The sequence below is a fragment of the Mariniflexile sp. HMF6888 genome (genome assembly GCF_044335535.1).
In the GTDB taxonomy this organism is placed as follows: Bacteria; Bacteroidota; Bacteroidia; order Flavobacteriales; family Flavobacteriaceae; genus Mariniflexile.
Genome location: NZ_JBIQVZ010000017.1, coordinates 1 through 20,199 on the forward strand (window position 1 = coordinate 1; position 20,199 = coordinate 20,199).

Annotated in this window: 12 protein-coding genes; all 12 read right to left on the bottom strand. The window is 35.9% G+C overall.

Features of this window, described 5'->3' with window-relative positions; translation table 11 throughout:
• Positions 1-875 precede the first annotated feature (875 nt).
• A complete protein-coding gene (locus tag ACGLWY_RS18470) occupies positions 876-2,516 on the bottom strand; it encodes an alpha-L-fucosidase (protein WP_396621158.1) in 1,641 nt (546 codons plus the stop codon).
• A gap of 240 nt (positions 2,517-2,756) precedes the next feature.
• On the bottom strand, positions 2,757-3,074 hold the full coding sequence (locus tag ACGLWY_RS18475; RefSeq protein WP_396621159.1) for a cellulase family glycosylhydrolase: 318 nt from the start codon (positions 3,072-3,074) through the stop codon (positions 2,757-2,759).
• A gap of 29 nt (positions 3,075-3,103) precedes the next feature.
• The gene (locus ACGLWY_RS18480; RefSeq protein WP_396621160.1) at positions 3,104-5,215 is read right to left on the bottom strand and encodes a beta-galactosidase; all 2,112 of its coding nucleotides are present in this window, start codon (positions 5,213-5,215) and stop codon (positions 3,104-3,106) included.
• A gap of 106 nt (positions 5,216-5,321) precedes the next feature.
• Positions 5,322-6,092 carry an SGNH/GDSL hydrolase family protein gene (locus ACGLWY_RS18485; RefSeq protein WP_396621161.1) on the bottom strand — a complete coding sequence of 257 codons (771 nt, stop codon included), beginning with the start codon at positions 6,090-6,092 and terminating at the stop codon, positions 5,322-5,324.
• A gap of 9 nt (positions 6,093-6,101) precedes the next feature.
• Positions 6,102-7,877: an alpha/beta hydrolase-fold protein gene (locus ACGLWY_RS18490; RefSeq protein ID WP_396621162.1), complete on the bottom strand. Its 1,776-nt coding sequence runs from the start codon at positions 7,875-7,877 to the stop codon at positions 6,102-6,104.
• Positions 7,878-7,933: 56 nt separating this feature from the next.
• Positions 7,934-8,881, bottom strand: coding sequence for an alpha/beta hydrolase (locus tag ACGLWY_RS18495; protein ID WP_396621163.1), 948 nt, complete (start codon positions 8,879-8,881; stop codon positions 7,934-7,936).
• A gap of 67 nt (positions 8,882-8,948) precedes the next feature.
• The gene (locus ACGLWY_RS18500; RefSeq protein WP_396621164.1) at positions 8,949-9,785 is read right to left on the bottom strand and encodes an SMP-30/gluconolactonase/LRE family protein; all 837 of its coding nucleotides are present in this window, start codon (positions 9,783-9,785) and stop codon (positions 8,949-8,951) included.
• Positions 9,782-11,581: a glycoside hydrolase family 2 protein gene (locus tag ACGLWY_RS18505; protein WP_396621165.1), complete on the bottom strand. Its 1,800-nt coding sequence runs from the start codon at positions 11,579-11,581 to the stop codon at positions 9,782-9,784. The genes ACGLWY_RS18500 and ACGLWY_RS18505 overlap by 4 nt, the downstream gene beginning before the upstream one ends.
• Before the next feature lie 151 nt (positions 11,582-11,732).
• Positions 11,733-13,307 (bottom strand): glycoside hydrolase family 43 protein, encoded by a 1,575-nt coding sequence (locus ACGLWY_RS18510; protein ID WP_396621166.1) that lies wholly within the window; start codon positions 13,305-13,307, stop codon positions 11,733-11,735.
• A gap of 117 nt (positions 13,308-13,424) precedes the next feature.
• Positions 13,425-15,644, bottom strand: coding sequence for a glycoside hydrolase family 3 C-terminal domain-containing protein (locus ACGLWY_RS18515; protein WP_396621167.1), 2,220 nt, complete (start codon positions 15,642-15,644; stop codon positions 13,425-13,427).
• A 135-nt stretch (positions 15,645-15,779) separates the two neighbouring features.
• Positions 15,780-17,765, bottom strand: coding sequence for a glycoside hydrolase family 97 protein (locus tag ACGLWY_RS18520; RefSeq protein ID WP_396621168.1), 1,986 nt, complete (start codon positions 17,763-17,765; stop codon positions 15,780-15,782).
• Positions 17,766-17,789: 24 nt separating this feature from the next.
• Complete coding sequence (locus ACGLWY_RS18525) at positions 17,790-20,192, bottom strand: TIM-barrel domain-containing protein (protein WP_396621169.1); 2,403 nt, start codon at positions 20,190-20,192, stop codon at positions 17,790-17,792.
• Positions 20,193-20,199 lie beyond the last annotated feature (7 nt).

Below are 20,199 nucleotides of genomic sequence, written 5' to 3' on the forward strand. Positions count from 1 at the left end.
ATTCCAACCATCCGATGAATTTTAACAATTCGGTCAACACGATTCCAAAATTATTTTTGTTATCCGATTTGTTGCCTTTTTTAACAGGATTGTTTGTGTTCTTTTAATATTCTTAAAAACATAAAAACCTATTAATCGTATGATTAACAGGTTTTTGAATAAGATTGATACCCTATTTTGTCGGGATGACAGAACTAATGAGTTTTACACATCCAATTGACATTCAGGAAGTTACTTTATTTTTTTTCAAAACAGGTAACCGAATAGGTAACTTTTGCTTTGATTAAACTTACTTTATATTACACAAATATAAATAAAATTAAAAACCAAGCTGAATCAAATTCATACAATTTTCATTTCATTCGGAATTTATTTAAAATAAAAAAGCGCCTGAAAAAGACGCTCCAAATAAACCAAGTATATCAAAGGAAAATAATATCGGTTTCTTTCCTTAATTTCAAACTTTATAAAACTTGTCTGTTTTTTTGATTATTATATAACTATTTCATTTAATTACCTTATAAAGACAACTTGTTTTAAAGCGAATCGAGATTAGAGGGTATTTAATTTAATACAAAGATTACCATGTAATGATCTATATGTAGATTCATCTATGGAGATGGATTCCTCCCATTCCTCCAAATCTTCCAAAATAGCATCTCGACAGGGACACCTAAACACCATAAAATCATGCTAACTCGATGCCATAAGAGTTTCCATTGATTCCTTATACAAGGCCATAGCGATACCATTGGCAGATAGTATAAATTCAGGTTCTATACTACTCATATAAGTTATTGTTTATGTCTGTAAAATGTATAAAAACTTAAACACCTTCAAACATTATTGTTTAACACTAGCTCAATCTATAAATACTAGTTTACCTCAATCTTAAACACCACTGCAATTTCATTAGGAAACGACTTGGGCTTTTTAATTGTCAGTGAGTTTGAATATTGTTTCCATTTGAGTTTTTTCTTACTTCCAAGTATTTCTATATTTTTGATTTTTGCAGAATTAGCATCTTTACCCAATGATTTTATAATGATGTCTTGGGTAGGAACGCCAAGCACCGTAGCATAAAGAATGTTACCTTTCTGATTAAAGCGGATATCTTTTTCTGATAATTTCACTTTCCCTTCATTGAATCCCGCACTATTAAGAGGGTTTATAGAATCCGTAGCAGGTCCCTCTCCATAAATCTTCCACGGCCGTGTATCAAAAATACTTTCTTTGTTCACATTCATCCAGGCAGCAATGTCTTCCAGAATCTCAACTTCTTTACTATCTATGGAACCATCTCCACGAACTGGTATATTTAAAAGTAAATTTCCATTTTTACTCACAATATCAATAAGCATATGAACAACTGTTTTCGCCGATTTATAACCATTCTTATCATATATAGATCTTTTATAATGCCAATCACCAATACAAGTACATGTTTGCCATGCATCGGGTTGTGCTTTATCAGGCGCACCACGCTCTACATCCCAAACCATACATTGCTTCTGTTCTTCTGTCAGCACTTTTCCAAACAAAACAGCTTTAAGTTTACCATCGTGAGTAGCCATGTTGTGGTTATAATAATGTGCGGCAATCTTAAGCCCTGCATCGCTCATTGGATAAAGAGGAAGCGCTGTATCATCAAAATAAAGCAAGTCTGGGTTGTATTTGTTAATCAGCTCCATGGTACGGTTGTAAAATCTATCGCAGTATTCCTGATCTGGAACAGATGCTCCATTTTCCCAATGCCACTGTCCCCATAAGGCTTTAATATCATCTTCACTCCCTTCACTAAGAGGATGGTTTTGGGCATAAAGTTTTTGTGGGTCTAAGCCTTCCCACCAAGTCCCTTTACCGTCTTCTTTAGTCAGTTTTCCATCATAAGGAATCCCTGCAAACTCGCCTTTTCTATCTGAACGTTGTGAAGTTTCAAACCAAGTCCATGCATGAGTTGCATGTACACTTATCCCAAAGGGGAGATCATATTTTTTGGCGGCTTCTGCCCAACCGGTTACAATATCTTTTTTTGGACCAACACGAACCGAGTTCCATTCTTGGTATTTGCTATCCCATAAATCCAAGTTATCATGATGGTTTGCCATAGCAAAGAAATACTGGGCACCTACTTTTTTGTAAAGGGCTACTAATTTTTCCGGATTCCAATTCTCAGCTTTCCAGTCATTAATAACGTCTTTAAAGCCCACTTTAGATGGATGTCCATAATTTTCAACATGCCACTTATTTTGTTCACTTCCTTCATCATACATAAACCTGCCATACCAGTCGCCTTGCTCGGGTTGGCACTGTGGTCCCCAATGTGCCCAAATCCCAAACTTGGCATTACTATACCATTCGGGTACTTCATATTGCTGAAGAGATTCCCATGTTGGACTGAATTTTCCTAAAGCGACAGGTTCTTGGTCTGTATTAACAATCACCTGAGGATTTTCCTGAGCCATTACACTAAATGGGAACAAGACAGCTAAAATTATTAGTCTATTAATTTTCATTATTTTTGAATTATTATTTAAATTTTATTGAATATCAATATTTTATGATTGGCAAATACTAATTGTTTGTGGTTGTTAGTTAGTGGGTTTGAAACCAAATTTTATACAAAGGCATTTATTGTTTTTTTTGAAAGAGACTTTACTTCTGATTCCTCAGCTCATTCCATCATAGTTTTAAGAACTCCTTTATCCATTATTTCACCTGTATCTCAATTGAATAAGTTCCTTGGAGTAGTTCACTCAATAATCGACGCCTTCTTTTACACGAGCTATCCATTTAGGATTGATGGTGCTTGTAATGGTATCCGAATGGCAAAACCATGCCGTTGGTATTCTTATGGTATTAAATCCAGCTGCCTTAACTGAATCAATCAATCTCTGCGAGGTTTTCCCCCCTCCCCATGCATCTTCATCACAAATGGCCTCAAATGTATTTCCTAAGTTTACCCCAACATGCATACGCTTCGCCAATTTGGTAGCGGTTGGCAATTGAGCAACGACATTTAAGCTCATAAAAAGCCCGGCAACAAAAACTAATGATTTGATTTTTATTATCATTTATAAATATGTAATGGTTATTATTTTTATTATAATTCAGTCCAAACTACGACTCCTGCAGGTTTTATTGTTTTTTCACCAACAAGGATTTTTGCAGTTTCGGGAATGTTCATAGTGTATGCTTCAGATGAATAATTCACGGCGAAGTTAAATCCATCACGCCAATAGACGTAAACTCCTTCTGGATAATCTTCCGTAGTAGCTCCAGCTTTTTTATAAATGGCCTTTAAAATATCTTTCTCCAATCTTGAATCATCAGTATCTACACCAATATAGGTTACAGTACCCTTACCAATTTTATGTCTTACAACAGCTGCTTTTCCTTTATAAAACTGATTGTTGTAGGTTGCAAGTACTTCTGTTCCTTTTTCAGGCGCTAGCAAATCGGCCCAGTTATTCCAATTGTAATTGGTAGAATTCATTAAAATGTCTCCATTTTTATAAGATGAAAGCATATCGGTTGACTCAACATGTGCACCAATAAGATCAGATAATGGTGCAGCCCATTCGCCTTCCCAGATATGTGCATCACGATTTCGTGTTGCTGTACGGCACGTTAAAATCAAATGCCCGCCATTAGTTACATAATTTTTCCATTTTTTAACCAATGCTGAATCTGCCAAATCATAAGCAGGCACAATCAAAAATTTATATTTTGAGAAATCTGTTTTCTCTGAAATCACTTCTGAAGGCGCTCCAAGAGACTTGGCTAATTCTAAAAATTTTACTGGATAACCCCATGCATCCCATTGATGGGTTAATTTTTGCCTATCAATAGCCCAATAATTCTCAAGATTCCAAAGAATAGCTGTCGATCGTACTGCCAATTTTTCAGGTAGCTTATTATTTGGTTTATATTGTTTTCGGAGTGATTTAATATCCTCCATAAACTGCATATATTCTTTTCCTCCAGGGGAAGGTGTCACCCCATCTGGTTTCATAATACCAGCATGATATTGCTCCGAGCTATAATTAATTTGGCGAAACCTATACGAGCATGCTAATTTACCACCTGCCGCAAAGGTGTGGTACAGCCACATACGCACCGTACCCGGTAATAGTAAAGGGTTATAACTTCCCCAATTAACCGGCCCTGGTTGAATTTCCATAACTCCTGAAACACCCCCAACCGATTTATAATATTCTGAAGCAAAAAGAATGGCCTTACCGTCCCCTAACCTGAAACCCTGTTCGCCAATATTGTTACTCCCTCCATTAGGATAGGCCGTATAAGCAGCAAAATCAAGTTTGTTGGTTCTTCTTGAATCAGAAGTGGTACATATCGCTGTATAATTGGTTGTTATATATTGATTATCCAAAATATGCTCTCTTAAAATCCCTGCTTGTAAATCAAGAAAATCTGCCTGACAATCTGCTGAATACCGTTTAAAATCAAGTAAAGCATGGGGGTTGTTGCCCCACCAACCTACTAAGTTGGTATTAGGTATCACAACCTCATCGAAACTATTGAACCATTGACTCCAAAAAGCAGCTCCCCAAGCGGAATTCAACCCTTCTATGGTTTGGTATTTATTTTTTAGCCATTTTCTGAACGCTTCCTGCGATGAAGGGCTATAATCGGCAATTGCAGGCGGTTCATTATCAATTTGCCATCCTACCACATGCTTATTCTGTCCATAACGTTTTGCTATTTCAGCAACAATCCTCCCAACAAACATGCGATATTTAGAATTAACGGTAGACCCTAATCCTCGAGTACCATTCTCTGCACGAATATAATGACCGTCCATAATAAACGTTTCAGGATAGTTAACACGCATCCATGTTGGTGTGGTTGCCGAAGGCGTACACATGACTATTTTCAAGTTATTTTTCACACAAAGATTCACGACTTTATCCAACCAAGTGAAATCGAATGTACCTTCAACAGGTTCCATTTTATACCATGCAAACTCAGCGAGATGTACAAACTCATATCCCATATCCGCTATGTTTTTAATATCACGTTCCCATTGGTTTTCGTTCCAGTGTTCGGGATAGTAATAGATACCTGTGGTTATGAGGTCTTTTTCCGGGAAAAATCTGTTGGCATTTTGTGATTGTGCATTCCATCCGGAAACCATTGTTACAATTATGAATATGGTTTTCCAAATTTTAATCTGATTATAGCTGTTCTTCATTATGCTTATTTTAATTATCTAGTTTTGTTTTGGCTGTTTCCCCATGTCAAAAAGGGCTACTATGCAATTAATTTTTGAGCTTTTATTCATTTTATTCAGTATATACCTATAAAAAATTCAAACGTTTACTAAGTTGTTTGATCCATTCACGAGCCATCAATTCATGACCAAATGCTGTTGGGTGCACACCATCCCAAATCCAATAATCGATTGAAGTTCTTTGCTGAGCTTCTTCAAAAACCTTGGGATAATCAACCAAAACAGCATTAAAATCGGCGGCAATCTGCCTTACAATAGCGGCTCTTTCGACTGTCAATGGATGCCACTTTGGGTACTGGTCTTTACGCCATCCAGAAGCAAAAAAGAAGGGCAATCCCAATACAATTAAAATATCTGGGTTTTGTTCCCTACATAAAGTGAGCAACTTACGGTAAGTTGCTTCGAATGCTTTTACATCCAGTGCATCTTCTTTATCCTCAATTATTGCGTTCACATCATTAATACCAACTAATAAGCTTAATACATCCGGTTTCAAATCCAATGTGTCCGTTTGCCATCTTTTTTCAAGATCACTTACCGAATTGCCACTGATACCTCTGTTTATGAATTGAAAACCGTACTGTGGAAAATCGGCACCAATCCTACTGGAAACGGCAAAACAATAACCATGTCCCAAAATATGGTTTGGATCTTCATTTCGTCCCCTATTACCATCAGTAATAGAATCTCCTTGAAATAAAAAACGTAGCTTTTCTTTATCTGGTCTTTTAGCTATTAACTTCATATTTGAACATGCAGTGGATAATCCCGTTACAGCAACGCCAGCTACCGACATGAGCTTTATAAAATCCCTACGGGAAGAGTTTGTTGTTGCCATGTACTTTTATTATTTAAAAATGTGCTGTACAAATAGATACAGATTGTTCGCCCATTCGGTGTCATCGTGACCATTATCATCCACGTGCCATATATGAGAGACTCCTTGTTCTTTGAAATATTGATGTACTCGTTGGCTAATACTAAATAGACCATCCTTATTACCACAGGCAATCCATAACATTTTAAGTTTCTTTTTTGCTGCCACCAAATCAGGTAAAAGCTTAATATCAGAAAGTCCTCCAAATTGATTCGTATTCGGAGCTGATGAAAATCCACCTACATAGGCAAACGTATTGATATGGGAAAGACCAATGTTCAAAGATTGACCACCACCCATAGACAACCCTGCGAGTGCGCGATGTTCGCGGTCGGTATAAACCGAATAATGAGACTCGATATACGGAATGATATCTTTAAGCAAATCGTTTTCGAAAGACGTACCATAACCTTTATATCCCCCTTTTCGTTCCTCTTCTTCATCAGGTTTGGGATTTTCTACAGTCATGTTTGTATTACAATTAGGAAAAACCATAATCATTGGCTCGATCTTACCATCATTTAACAGGTTATCGATGACGTAATCGGCATGAACCCAGTAAGGCCATTGACCGCTACTAGAATTAAGTCCATGCAGTAAGTAAATCACTGGGTACTTTTTACTGGGGGAATAGTCGGGAGGCGTATAAACCATCATTTCACGATGCGTACCGAGTGTTTTGGAATCATATTGAACAGTTGTAATGGTGCCGTGTGCTATATCGTCGCGCTTATCTCTGAAACCAGTTGGAGGATTATCAAAAGCAGGTTTATCGTCAGCTTCTAATTTAATCTTTCTGTCCCGTCCTCCTTGGGTGGTATAAGGTAGAAAACTGTTAGTTTCAAGCCACTTTCGGCAGGTCTCTGTCCATGTGGATTCGGTATTTTTTGAGTACCTCAATCCATAGCCGTGACCGCCTTTTTCATAAATGTGAAGTTCGCACGGAATATTTTTTTTCTTCAAAGCTAATGCGTAATCAATACTGTTTTCTACTGGAACGATACCATCATCCATTGAGTGTACCATAAATGTGGGAGGCGTTTGGGTCGTAACTTGTAACTCGTTCGAAAAATGTTTCACCATTTCCTGTGAAGGATGTTTTCCTAGCAAGTTCTCGCGTGATCCCACATGAGTAATCGTAGAATCCATGGAGATAACGGGATAAATTAATAAAGAAAAGTCTGGACGAGCACTGGTAGAGTCTATTGGCTTATACACTTTTTCATTAAAATGGGTCGAAACTGTGGCTGCAAGGTGACCTCCTGCTGAAAAGCCCATGATTCCGATTTTGTGCGGATCAATACCCCATTTCTTTGCGTTACGGCGTACAATACGAATTGCTTCTTGTCCGTCCTGCAAAGGCCCTATGGATTTGTCTTTCATAATTATATCGTTGGGCAAACGATAATGTAAAACAACAGCCGTAATCCCCAACTCATTTAACCATTTTGCTACTTCGACACCTTCACTTATAAAAGAAACCCCATAATAACCACCTCCAGGACATACTACCACAGCTGTTCCTGAATTATTGTCAGCAGGAGCATGATAAACTTCTATAGTTGGCTTGGAAATATTCCTTAGTTTTATGTAATACGTAGAATCAACGATTTGCTTATAATTGGGGTTTTTAATTGAACCAGGCACTTTCCCTTTCCATACTTCAATAATTTTGCTTTGACTAAAAGTACTGGTAGTTATCATCATAGCTCCTATTAACATAAATAACTTATTCTTGAAATTCATAACATCCAATTTATTTATAAAATACATTATTCCCTATTCGAAGATACTCTCATTAATTAATTCCTCATCAACAAACCTCTCGTTTCAAGCCATTTTCGGCAGGCTTCAGGCCAAGTTGATTCCGTATTTGTCGATTTGCCCATACCATAACCGTGTCCTCCTGTTTGGTAAAGGTGAAGTTCACAAGGGATATTAAACTTATGCATGGCTAATGCATAGTTTATACTATTTTGCACTGGAACCGCACCATCATCCAAAGAATGTACCATAAAAGCTGGTGGTGTTTCACTATTTACCTGCAACTCGTTAGAATAATGCTTTACCAACTCAGAAGACGGTGAATCACCGAGTAAATTTACCCGAGACCCCCAATGGGTAATGCCTACCTCCATCGAAATAACTGGATAAATCAACAATGAAAAATCGGGTCTGGCACTGGTCAAATCATCCGATTCATACACTTTCTCACTATAATGAGTTGAAAGGGTAGATGCCAGATGTCCTCCCGCCGAGAATCCCATGATTCCAATTTTTTGTGGATTGATACCCCATTCTTTCGCATGGCTGCGAACTATACGAATGGCTCTTTGTCCATCCTGCATGGGACCAATGGTTTTATTCTTCATAATGCTATCATCAGGCAAACGGTATTTTAGTACAAAGGCGGTCACACCTAAACTATTCAACCATTTGGCTACTTGCGATCCCTCATGTTTGACAGCCATTCCCCAATAGGCTCCACCTGGACAAATAATGACTGCCGTACCGTTTGCCTTTTCTTTAGGCGCAGGATACATATCAAGACTAGGATCGGTGATGGATTTCTTATCAACCCAACTTGCAGTTGAATCTACGATCTGCTTGAATTCATCATTGTGAATTGCACCAGGAACTTTTCCGTTCCAAAGTTCAATTACCTTGCTTTGGGAAAATGAATTCCCAAAAACCATAAGCATAAAAAACATTAATATTCCAACTCTTTTTAATTTCAACACACTTTTCATTTTATTTAATTTAATTGCTTGTTGTTATAGTTCTTAAAATATATTTCAATTACATACCAATTGGATATTATTTCGTCCATTTATATCCAATTACTGTTTTATCCAAAGTTGGTATTACCAACAATTTTTCTTTACTAATATATTCAATATCAGCCGTAATTATTTTTTCTTTTCCTAAATCAATGATTAGCTTTTTATTTCCCTTTGAATCGATATGAAATAGCTGCCCTTGCCATGCTCCGGACACGAAATATCCGTTTCTACCGTCGCTAACAATACCATCCAAATTATCAATTCCGCTAAAGATTAAATAATACTTCTTAGTCAATTTATTTATCGCATAAGCGGTTTTATTTTTCATATTCAGTATTAAAAGATCCTCTTTCGTACATAACAAACCATTCGGATTTGAAAGAAAATTAGAATCGAGCCATACCTCTATTTTTCCGTTTGCTATTTTATAAATTTTATTACCAAAACAGTCAGAAATGTAAACATCGCCGTTTGAATCAGTTGCAATATCGTTAAAGAATTTTGCACCTTCAACCGCAAAAACTTTCTCAATTTTAGCAGTATTTGTATTAATCTGGACAACCCTGTTAATGTCTGCTACATACAATTTGTTTTTATACAACCCCAAACCTTGTGGATTATCCAAGCCTTCAACCCATTTTAAGGAATCTATTTCACCATTCGTTTTGATTTTAGAAATAAACCCATTTCCATCCTTTGCAAGGTATTCACCGTTAATATTTGATATATAAACAATTCGTTTTGAAGAGTCAAAAACTGCCGATTCTGGTTTAAGAAAAAGAGAATCTGATACCCATACCTCTGAAAAGCTTTGACAAAAACTAATTGTCGAACTCAATAGAAGTAAAAATAATAGCGTTGTTTTTTTCATTTTCCTTTATAATATTCGTTCATAATATACCAAGCTTTCTTTTTTTCTCCACCATCGGAAATTAATCCTTTTCTATTATATCCTTTTTGATAAACTGGATGCATTCTACCTAATGATCTGTAATCATATAATAACCATGGACAAACGCCTATTAAATTAGGAATGGTATTAAACATTTCTATTTGATCCTTATAAATCTGTTCCTGATATTCTTCTGACCAATAAGCAGCTTCGTCGGTTGGGACATTTTTGTTTCCATATAAAGACTCTCCTCCGAATTCAGAAATAAATACAGGTTTGTTTGGGAAATCTATTTTCCATTTCACTTCCGAAGGTTTACCTTGCCAAGGAATATACCAACCTATGTATTCATTAATAGCAATTAAATCGGAATAGTTATATAACGTATCTGTTACATTAAATGAATTATTATTATAGCCTTGTGTATTTATAACATGGGTTACTAATCTGGTAGAATCTATTGCTTTGCATTTTCCGGTCAAGTCAATAAGTGCTTTATTCCTGTTTGGAGTTGTCGAATACGTTTCGTTCGAAAGACTCCAGATAACAACCCCACAACGGTTTTTATCTCTGCGAATCATTTCTTTCAACATCGTCTCCATTTTTTTAGGAACGAGACTATCCGAAAATTGAATGTGCTGATATATTGGAAGTTCATTCCATATCATTAATCCCATTTTTTCAGCTTCCTTAATCATGTTTTCATTGTGTGGATAGTGTGCCAGCCTAACAAGATTACATCCTAATTCTTTGGCGGAATTTAACAATAACCTGGCATCTTCCAATGAATACGCTCTGGATTTTTTCAATGGATTCTCTTCATGAATATTTACAGCTTTAATAAAAATAGGTTTTTTATTCAGTAAGACTTCACTTCCTTTAGTTTCAATACTCCTGAAACCAATTTCATCAACGATAGAATCGGTTTCACTTTCAACAATCACTTTGTAAAGTTTAGGACTTTCAGGTGACCATAACTTAAAATGAGAAGAAAATTCAACCTTTGCAAAACCTTTATCATCTGTTCTAGTTTTATAAACGATATTTAGTTCAGGTATTTTTACTTTAATTTTTTGTTCCGATTTCTCTCCATTTAGCTGAATCCAGCCAAGTACATTATTCAAACTGCCTTTTTTTAACTGAATAGAATAGTCATCAATATAAGTATTTCGGGTTTCAATAATATTTACATCGCGTGTAATCCCCCCATAATTCAACCAGTCATAACCATAACCAGGAATTCCATTCTCTAAACGGTGGTTATCTACTTTTACAATTAATGTATTAGCGCCTTCTTTTATTTTATCCGTAATTTCAAATTGAAACGGAGTGAAACCTCCTTCATGGCTTCCCAATTTTTCTTCATTCAAATACACATCTGCCATATAATTGACTGCTCCAAAATGCAGAAACTGTCTTGAATCTTTCTTTTGGGAAACAGTAAACACTTTTTTGTACCAAACAGCACCTTCATAAAATGTGAGCTCACATAGCTGCGAATTAAAATCTCCTGGCACATTTAATTCTGGAGCACCATTAAAAGAATATTCAAAGAAATCAGTCTTTTTCTGAGGCTTTGGTTCTATCCAAAATTTTTTCCAACCGCCAATATTCCCAGGATCTAGTAACACATTCCATTTCCCATTCAAACTCTTTAAGTGTCTAGATTGAACATTGACCATTGCTGTTTGAGCCTGTAAATAATTACAAAAAAGAATGATTAGAATAGCCAAAACCTCTTTTTTAAACACTATTTTCTCTCTTTTTTTATTCATATGTAGCTGTTTATTTGGTTTTTATCTGTCATACGTAATTCGCATATATCTTCATCGGTGTTTGCATCGCATTTCCGTTATGCTCATTTCATTATGTTTTTAATTGTTTTAATTAATCTCAACCTATAGGTAAAATACTACTCAACCTACATCAATCTATATTTTCAGGTTTGTATATAAAATTATCAAAATCGGCATAAGTTTTAGTGTTTTTACTTTGGGATGTGGTATATAATCCAATATAAACTCCAGTGAAACCGCCATTGGTTTCAGAACTCAGATACCATACGTTTATCTTGCTTAAAAAATTAAATTTCTTACCATCCAAGGAATAATAGAACGAGTAAAAGTCCTTATCTCCTTTAACTTTCAAATAAATTTTATCACCGGGGATTTCCATTTCGTATGCGATGTGATTCAACACCCCCATTTTATAACGTACTACTAATTTACGTTTGCCTTTTTCTGATTTCTTTAAAAAGAGGTCATAATGTGCTTGACTTGAGTAGAACACTGTCATTCCCGCTTGGTCACCTTCCTTTGCGTCATTTAACGTCAACACAGTAGTAGCTAAAAAATCAATATGCTCCTGTCTGCGTCCCACAAAAGTAGGGGAATCATTATCGTCCAAAGAAACTGGACTTGCTTTCAACCTTAATGAACCTTTCTTTTCCGTTAGCGAATAATTTTTCATAAATGGGTTTCGAAGATAGTTCCAATCGACACCTAACTTCGCTTCATTAAAATCGGTAGAGAGGTCATGTTGCTTTACAGGTTTTAACGGTAAAGTAGGTACATTCATATCAATATTAACTGTACCATTACCATTTATTACAGGCCAGGCATTAGTATCCCATCTTACCGGAGCTAAAAATGTTTCACGTCCTATTACGTGATGTAGTAAGCTTTGTGGACGAAATCCCAAGAATATTATCCACCAAGAGCCATCATGAGCCTGAACAAAATCGCCATGACCAGTCCCTTGAATTGGGTTATATTGAGAAATTTCATTTATATGGGTAAAGATCGGATTAGATGGGTTCGACTCATAAGGCCCGTAAATAGATTTGCTGCGCGCAATCGTCATTTTATGTCCATATTCGGTACCTCCTTCAGAAATCAGTAAATAATACCATCCGTCTTTTTTATAAATATGCGGCGATTCGGGATAACGCCCTCCAGTACCATTCCATACACTTCTTCCTTCGGTAAGTTTTTTTCCTGTTTTAATATCTATTTCACATATCATAATGCCATTAGAATTTGACACAAAGTAACATTTGCCATCTTCAAAATACAAAGTAGGGTCAATACCTCCCTGCTCTACATAAACAGGTTCAGACCATTCACCGGCAGGATTATCCGTATATACATAAAAATTACCCCCACCGGATACATTAGTAGTAACCATATAAAAACGACCTTCATTATAACGGATAGTTGGCGCATAGATACCCGCAGAAGGGGCACATTTATCTAATTTAAGTTGGGATGGACGAGTCAAACAATGACCGATTTTTGTCCAGTTAATTAAGTCTTTACTATGAAAGACGGGAACCCCTGGAAAATATTCAAAACTACTGGTTACTAAATAATAATCATCCCCTACTCTGCACACACTTGGATCCGGATGAAAACCAGAAATAACAGGGTTCTTATACCCCTGAGCATTTGAATTGCTATAGAAACTTAAAAAACAAGTTAAAAGAAAAAATATTTTTTTCATATATTGATATTGATTATTTTTTGTCAGTGATAGATAATTTGCATATCGTCTTTGGTGTTTATCCCCAATTATTCGGATATACTCATTTCATATCAAATTAAAATTCATTATAATGCCTTATTTCAAAACAAAATCTACTGTACCCTTGATATCAGTAGCCGAAGCTCCAATCATAATTTTGAATTTACCGGGTTCAGCAATCCATGTATTTTTTTTATCATCATAGTAAGAAAGAGCCTCTTTTGTTAAAGTAAAGCTCACCATTTTTTCCTCTCCAGGTTCTAATGAAACTTTTTCAAAACCTTTTAATTCTTTTAATGGGCGTGGTAAACTTGATTTTTCATCATTAACATACAATTGAACAATTTCCTTTCCGGCAACTTTACCTGTGTTTTTTACAGGAATTGTCACCACTAATGAATCAGCTGTTGTAATTGATTTTGAAGAAACTGTAGGTTTTCCATATTGAAATGTGGTATAACTCAAGCCATATCCGAATGGAAAAAGAACTGGAATATTTTTAGTATCAAACCAACGGTATCCTACTAAAATATCTTCTTTATAATTTACATTTACACCATCTCCCGGAAATACTGAACTATCAAATGAAAGTGCTCCACAGTCTTTTAATTTTAAAGGAAAAGAAAAAGGAAGTTTCCCATTTGGATTTACTTTACCACTTAAAACATTTGCTAATGCATTCCCTCCTTCAGATCCCAAATACCACCCTTGAACAATGGCTGGTACTTTTTGTATCCATGGCATTTCAACTGCATTACCGCTAAATAAAACAAACACAATATTTGGATTAACTGCTGCTAAAGAAGTTATTAATTCATCTTGTCCAAACGGAAGTCTCATATCCGGACGATCACTACCTTCGCTATCCTGGTGATAGTTTTTATTCAATCCTCCTAGAAAAATAACCAGATCAGCTTTTTTTGCCTTTTGAATAGCTTCATCTCTAAGTAATTTTATTCTGGCCTCAGGAATTACTTCCTCTCTGTCCCATAAGGATTTACCACCTTCATATCCTTGGGCATACGTAATTTTATCACCGTAGATACTTTTTAAACCATCTAATGGTGAAACATATCTTTTTACTTTAAGGGTTGAAGATCCTCCACCATCTGTTAAGATACGAGTTGCATTTTCACCTATTACCAGAATATTTCGGTATTTATTACCATCAATCGGCAATAAAGGCTTCTCATTTTTAATTACAGCTTTATTTTTTAACAATACAATAGCTTCTTCTGCAATAGTACGGGCAGTAGTATGATGTTCGTCACTGGCAAAACTTCCCCAAGGTCTATTTCGATTCATCGAAGTTCTAAAAATCAAACGTAAAACTCTTGCTGCTTTCTCATCAACAGTACTCATTGGAACACTGCCTTCTTTTAGCATTTTAAGATAAGGGTTTGCCAAAAAATAATCATTATATGTAAATACAGATTCACTAGTTAAACCATTTGTAAATGATCCCATTTCAATATCTAATCCATATAATGCGGCTTCTTTTGTATCATGTACTCCTCCCCAATCTGATATAACAGCACCGTCAAACCCCCAATCTTTTTTCAAAATTTTATTTAACAGTAATTCATTGTGACAAGCATGCTGACCCAGTACTTTATTGTAGGCTCCCATGATACTCCAGGCACCTCCTTCCTGAACAGCTGCTTTAAATGCCGGAAGATAGATTTCATGCAGTGCTCTATCACTCAATATTGCATTAATATCCATACGATTTGTTTCCTGATTATTTACAGCAAAATGTTTTACGCAGGCAGCTACTCCATTTTTCTGCACCTCTTTAACATATGGAACAACCATTTGAGAAGCTAAGTAAGGGTCTTCTCCTAAATATTCAAAATTGCGCCCATTTAATGGGATACGATAAATATTAACCCCTGGTCCCAGCAAAACATCCTTTTCTCTATATCGTGCTTCTTCACCAATTGCCTTACCATATTCGGCAGAAAGTGAAGTGCTCCATGTTGCTGCCAAAGCAGTTAAGGCGGGGAATGCTGTACACGAATCATTCGTCCATTTGGCGGCGTCCCAAGCGTTCCATAATTGCTCTTCATGTATTCCGTGTGGACCGTCGCTCATCCATAATTCAGAAATCCCTAAACTAGGCACACCAGGAATACTGAACTTACTTTGCGCATGACAAAGCGCTACTTTTTCTTCTAATGTCATCTTTGACAAAGCATCCTTTATACGAACTTCTATAGGTTTACTTTCATCTAAATAAACAGGTATTTGTGCCCATCCACTAACAGACAACAGGATAAATAATATTACTAAAATGCTAATTTTTCTTTCTTTCATTACAATATGTTCTTCTATTTTTTTTGAATATTTTAAATATTAGCCTTAACTAAAATTGAATTCTACCAGATTATATATCCGGTATTATGCTCATTTTTTATCTAGCTTAAAACCATATTTCTTTTTTTATTTAAACTAATTTTGAGGACTGATAACAATTGCAAAACCACCTCCATTAGCCATATTTATTGTTAACTTATCTGCATTGGTTACATTAATTATTTCACGTACATAATCTGTAGCATCTTTGTTTGCGTTAATCCCATCTTTAAAAATTTCGGCGGAGTAGTTTCCTTTGTCAAGGAAAGATAAATCTATTGTCATTTCTCTTGATGACCAGTTTGTTAAACCACCTACAAACCATTTTTTCCCTTTTCGTCTGGCGATAGCAACATATTCTCCAACTTTTCCGTCGAGAGCAATTGTCTCATCAAAAGTGGTTGGAATCTGAGAAATAAAATTTGTACTCTCCTGTTCTTTCATATAGGCTGTTGGACTATCAGCCATCATTTGTAATGGCGCTTCATAAACAGTATACATCCCTAATTGATGACATCTGGTACCCTGACTCATTGGTAAAGAATTACTAAGGTGAAAATCTAATTTTGTTGCATTACGCATAGCCCCCGGTGTGTAATCCATAGGACCGGCCAGCATTCTGATAAAAGGAATACAAGTAGCATAATAAGGCATATCATCATTTGGTGTCCACTTAGCATTCTCTAAACCTTTAACCCCTTCAAAATTGACAACATTTGGATAGGTTCGCTGAATACCCGTTGGTTTATACATACCATGGTAATCAATAAAAAGTTTGTATGAAGCGGCCTTTTTAGCAATATCATATAATGATTTCACCATTTTTTGGTCATCACGATCTATGAAATCGATTTTAAAGCCCTTCACCCCCATCTTTGAATATTGAGAAAACGCATCATCTAAAACCTGATTTATGGCATACCATGAGGCCCAGAGAATAATACCAACATTTTTCTGCTTTCCATAGCTAATAAGCTCTTCTACGTTCATGCTGGGTGAGACTTTCAGCATATTGGTATTTTCGCTCCAACCTTCATCCAGCACAACATACTCAATGTTATTTTTGGAAGCAAAATCAATATAATATTTATAGGTTTCCGTATTAATACCTGCTTTAAAATCTACTTTTGATATATTCCAGTCATTCCACCAATCCCAAGCAACTTTACCTGGTTTTATCCAACTTACATCGGCAATTCTCGAGGGTGTAGAAAGCTTTTGAACCATATCATTATTCAACAAGTCTTTATCACTCTCACTTATAATTACTGCTCTCCAAGGGAAATTACGGGCTCCATCTACTTTAGCGATATATGGTTCTCTTTTCGACACCATATAATTCATATTGTTATACCCACCTAAACGTTCTTCCTTTGGATAATGAGCAAATACTCCCTTTAATTCTTGCTTTGTTTGATTATTTATGGTTAAAAACATACCCGGATAATCCTCAAGATCAGCCTCGATGATAGCCGCCTTTTTTCCATTTCCTAAATCAATAAGAAATGGAGTTATTGCTAATGAATCTTTTACAAATTTAGATAGTGGTTTTTCATCATACATCACTTCAAAAGCAGAGGCATACATATCGTTTTCTCTAAGATCTCGCACATAAGGAATAAAAGCTTTATGATCTTCACTAAAATTAAAATTAGCCTCTTCAGATTGTATAATCATTTGCCCTTTTCTCTTTGTAAAAAAACGGTAGGCTACACCATCATTATAAGCTCTTAAAATTAAACCAAAATTGCCTTTATAGTTGACTATAACCTGATTATACTGATCTATTACCTTTTCTTTTTTATAAAAGGGTGTAGCGAAAGAATTGTCTACGCTTGATTTTTTAACGCCAATAATTTTATTGTTATTTCCTAAAACAACCCCATTACCAAGTGTTAATGAAATAGTGGAAGGAGCAATAACTTCAGTATTTTCATGTTTGACGGACCAAGAAATTTTCGCTCCACTTTCCAAAGCCATGTCAATTTTCCCGTTAGGAGACTTTACATGGATTGACTGTGCAATACCCATACTTGTTGATAAAAACGCTAAAATGACAGCGTTTAAAAGAATTCTCTTCATTTTGATATATTTATTATTATAATTTTACAGTGCTACATTTATTTTTTTTCCAAAATAAATTACCTCTCTATCGTATTTTTTGGATAAATCAGTCCCTGTTCCTTTGTCCTTGCTTACTAAAACAATATTGAATTTACGTTGCTTAAGCATATCTGGAAATGTCCCTTTCTGTTTATCTATGGTCAAAGTTCTATTTTTATCGTTCCATAAAAATTTTATAGTTGAATAAGCACCCTTCTCATAATTATAATTATCATTTTCATCTTCATACAAAGTGAATTCTCCATTCGCCCCTTCGTATATACGAATTTCCAAATTATCCCATTTCTTTTCTGTAGCATATTGCACTTTGGGTCCAAAAGGAAGTATTGAACCTGCTTTTACAAACATTGGTATAATATCAATCGGTACTGCTTTTTTAACAGTTTGTCCTCCAACATATTTTTCAGCTGTCCAGAAGTCATACCAATCTACACCTTTGGGCAAATAAACTTCTTTGCTCTTCACGGTACTAAAATCGGCTACTCTAACAGTGTCGATAAGTTTTGAATACATGGATTGAGTAACTGGACTAACCAAAATTGATTTTCCAAACATAAATTCATCGTTAATGTCCAAAGCCTGTTTGTCTTCGGCAAAATCCATGACCAAAGCACGTGTCATACTTGATTTATTAGCAGTAACTTCCCAAGAAGTGGTGTATATATAAGGCAAGAGACTGTAACGCAGGTTTATATACTTTTCTATTGCATCGTATACTGGGGTTCCTTTTTTTCCAAATTGGTATAACTCCCGAGGATATCCTTCTCCGTGGGAACGCATCATCGGGCAAAAAGTACCGAATTCCATCCAACGTACATGTAATTCACGATAATCAGGATTCTCCAGTGGATTTTTAAAATTCCAAAGAAAGAAACCTCCAATATCGCTGTTCCAATGCGGAATACCACTAAGAGACAAATTTAAACCAGCCGAAATTTGATTTTTCAGAGCATCCCAAGATGCTACCACATCTCCCGTCCATGTATTTGAACCATAACGCTGCTGACCAGCAAAAACAGACCGGGTTAGGATAAATACACGCTTATCGGAAGTGACAGAGCGTTGATGGTCTGAAACCCCACCAACAGTCATCAATGGATACGCATTTCGAACCTTACGGAATGACCCTAGGTGTGTTTTAGTATCTAAATCTGAAGGTTTGAAGTCCAAATGATCTGGCTCCGTGGAATCCATCCACCAACCGTCCATTCCGAGTTTAAAAACCCCTTCATTGAGGTATTTCCAATATAGGTTACGTGCTGCAGGGTTGTATGCATCATAAACTTTTACACCAGAAGGATAATCCTGATTTGGTGGAAATTTCTCTGAACCCGATTCAGGCCATGTTTTAAAGTTAAACAATGCTCCCATTTTACCCAATTCCTTGAATTGTTTGGTATTTGGACCAAAGGAACTCCAGATGGATATGATCATATGGGCATTCATTCCATGTACATCATTTACCATTTTCTGGGGGTCATTAAATCCTGGATTCAGAAATTCCATGGCATTCCAAAGGTAATTATTACCCCAATATTGCCAATCCTGAATGATTCCGTCCAAGGGAACATTTAGTTCACGGAATTTTTTCACTACGTTAACCAGTTCGTCTTGGCTTTTGTAACGTTCACGGCTTTGCCAAAAACCGTAAGTCCATAACGGAAACATAGGAACCTCACCTGTAAGACTTCGCATATTGGCTATTACACCATCTGCATTGGTTCCTTGCATGAAATAATAATCCACAGCATCGCCAACCTCTGATTTAAACATAGTACTTTCTGGGGTATCCTCAAAAACAGTAGGTGAGTAATTGTCCCAAAACAATCCATATCCTTTGTTTGATACAAAGAAAGGAACATAATCATCCGTGTTACCCTGAACCATATTAAGCTTAATGCTTCTCTTAGACATTTTCCCTTCCTGTTGTACACCAAGTCCGTATATATGCTCCTCTTTATCTAATACGAACGACTGGGAAACAGAATACGTTTTTATACCCGCATCGTTAAAATCCGTAAATACAGTTCCTGCTTCTTTCTCGCTAAGGAGTATACTTTTTTGAGTTGCAAAAGAAACCTTTCCACTCTTGAGACTTAAATAAATATCGAGTTTTTCACCCTTTATTAAAAGTTCATCCCCATTTTTTTTTAATTTAAAAGATGTTTTCTGTGGATTCTGAATAACGGAAAGACTCTTTTGGGAATAGGATTTACCTTGCGGATATTTCAACACTCTTACAGTGGAAGGATTATAAAAATATATGTCAATGTTTTCAGAATTTATCACGGTTTTCACACCATAATCTGTTTTTTGATAAGTCTGAGCACTAATACTTCCACTAATCAGGACAAACAACGTAATAATTAGAATTTTGATTTTCATATTTGTA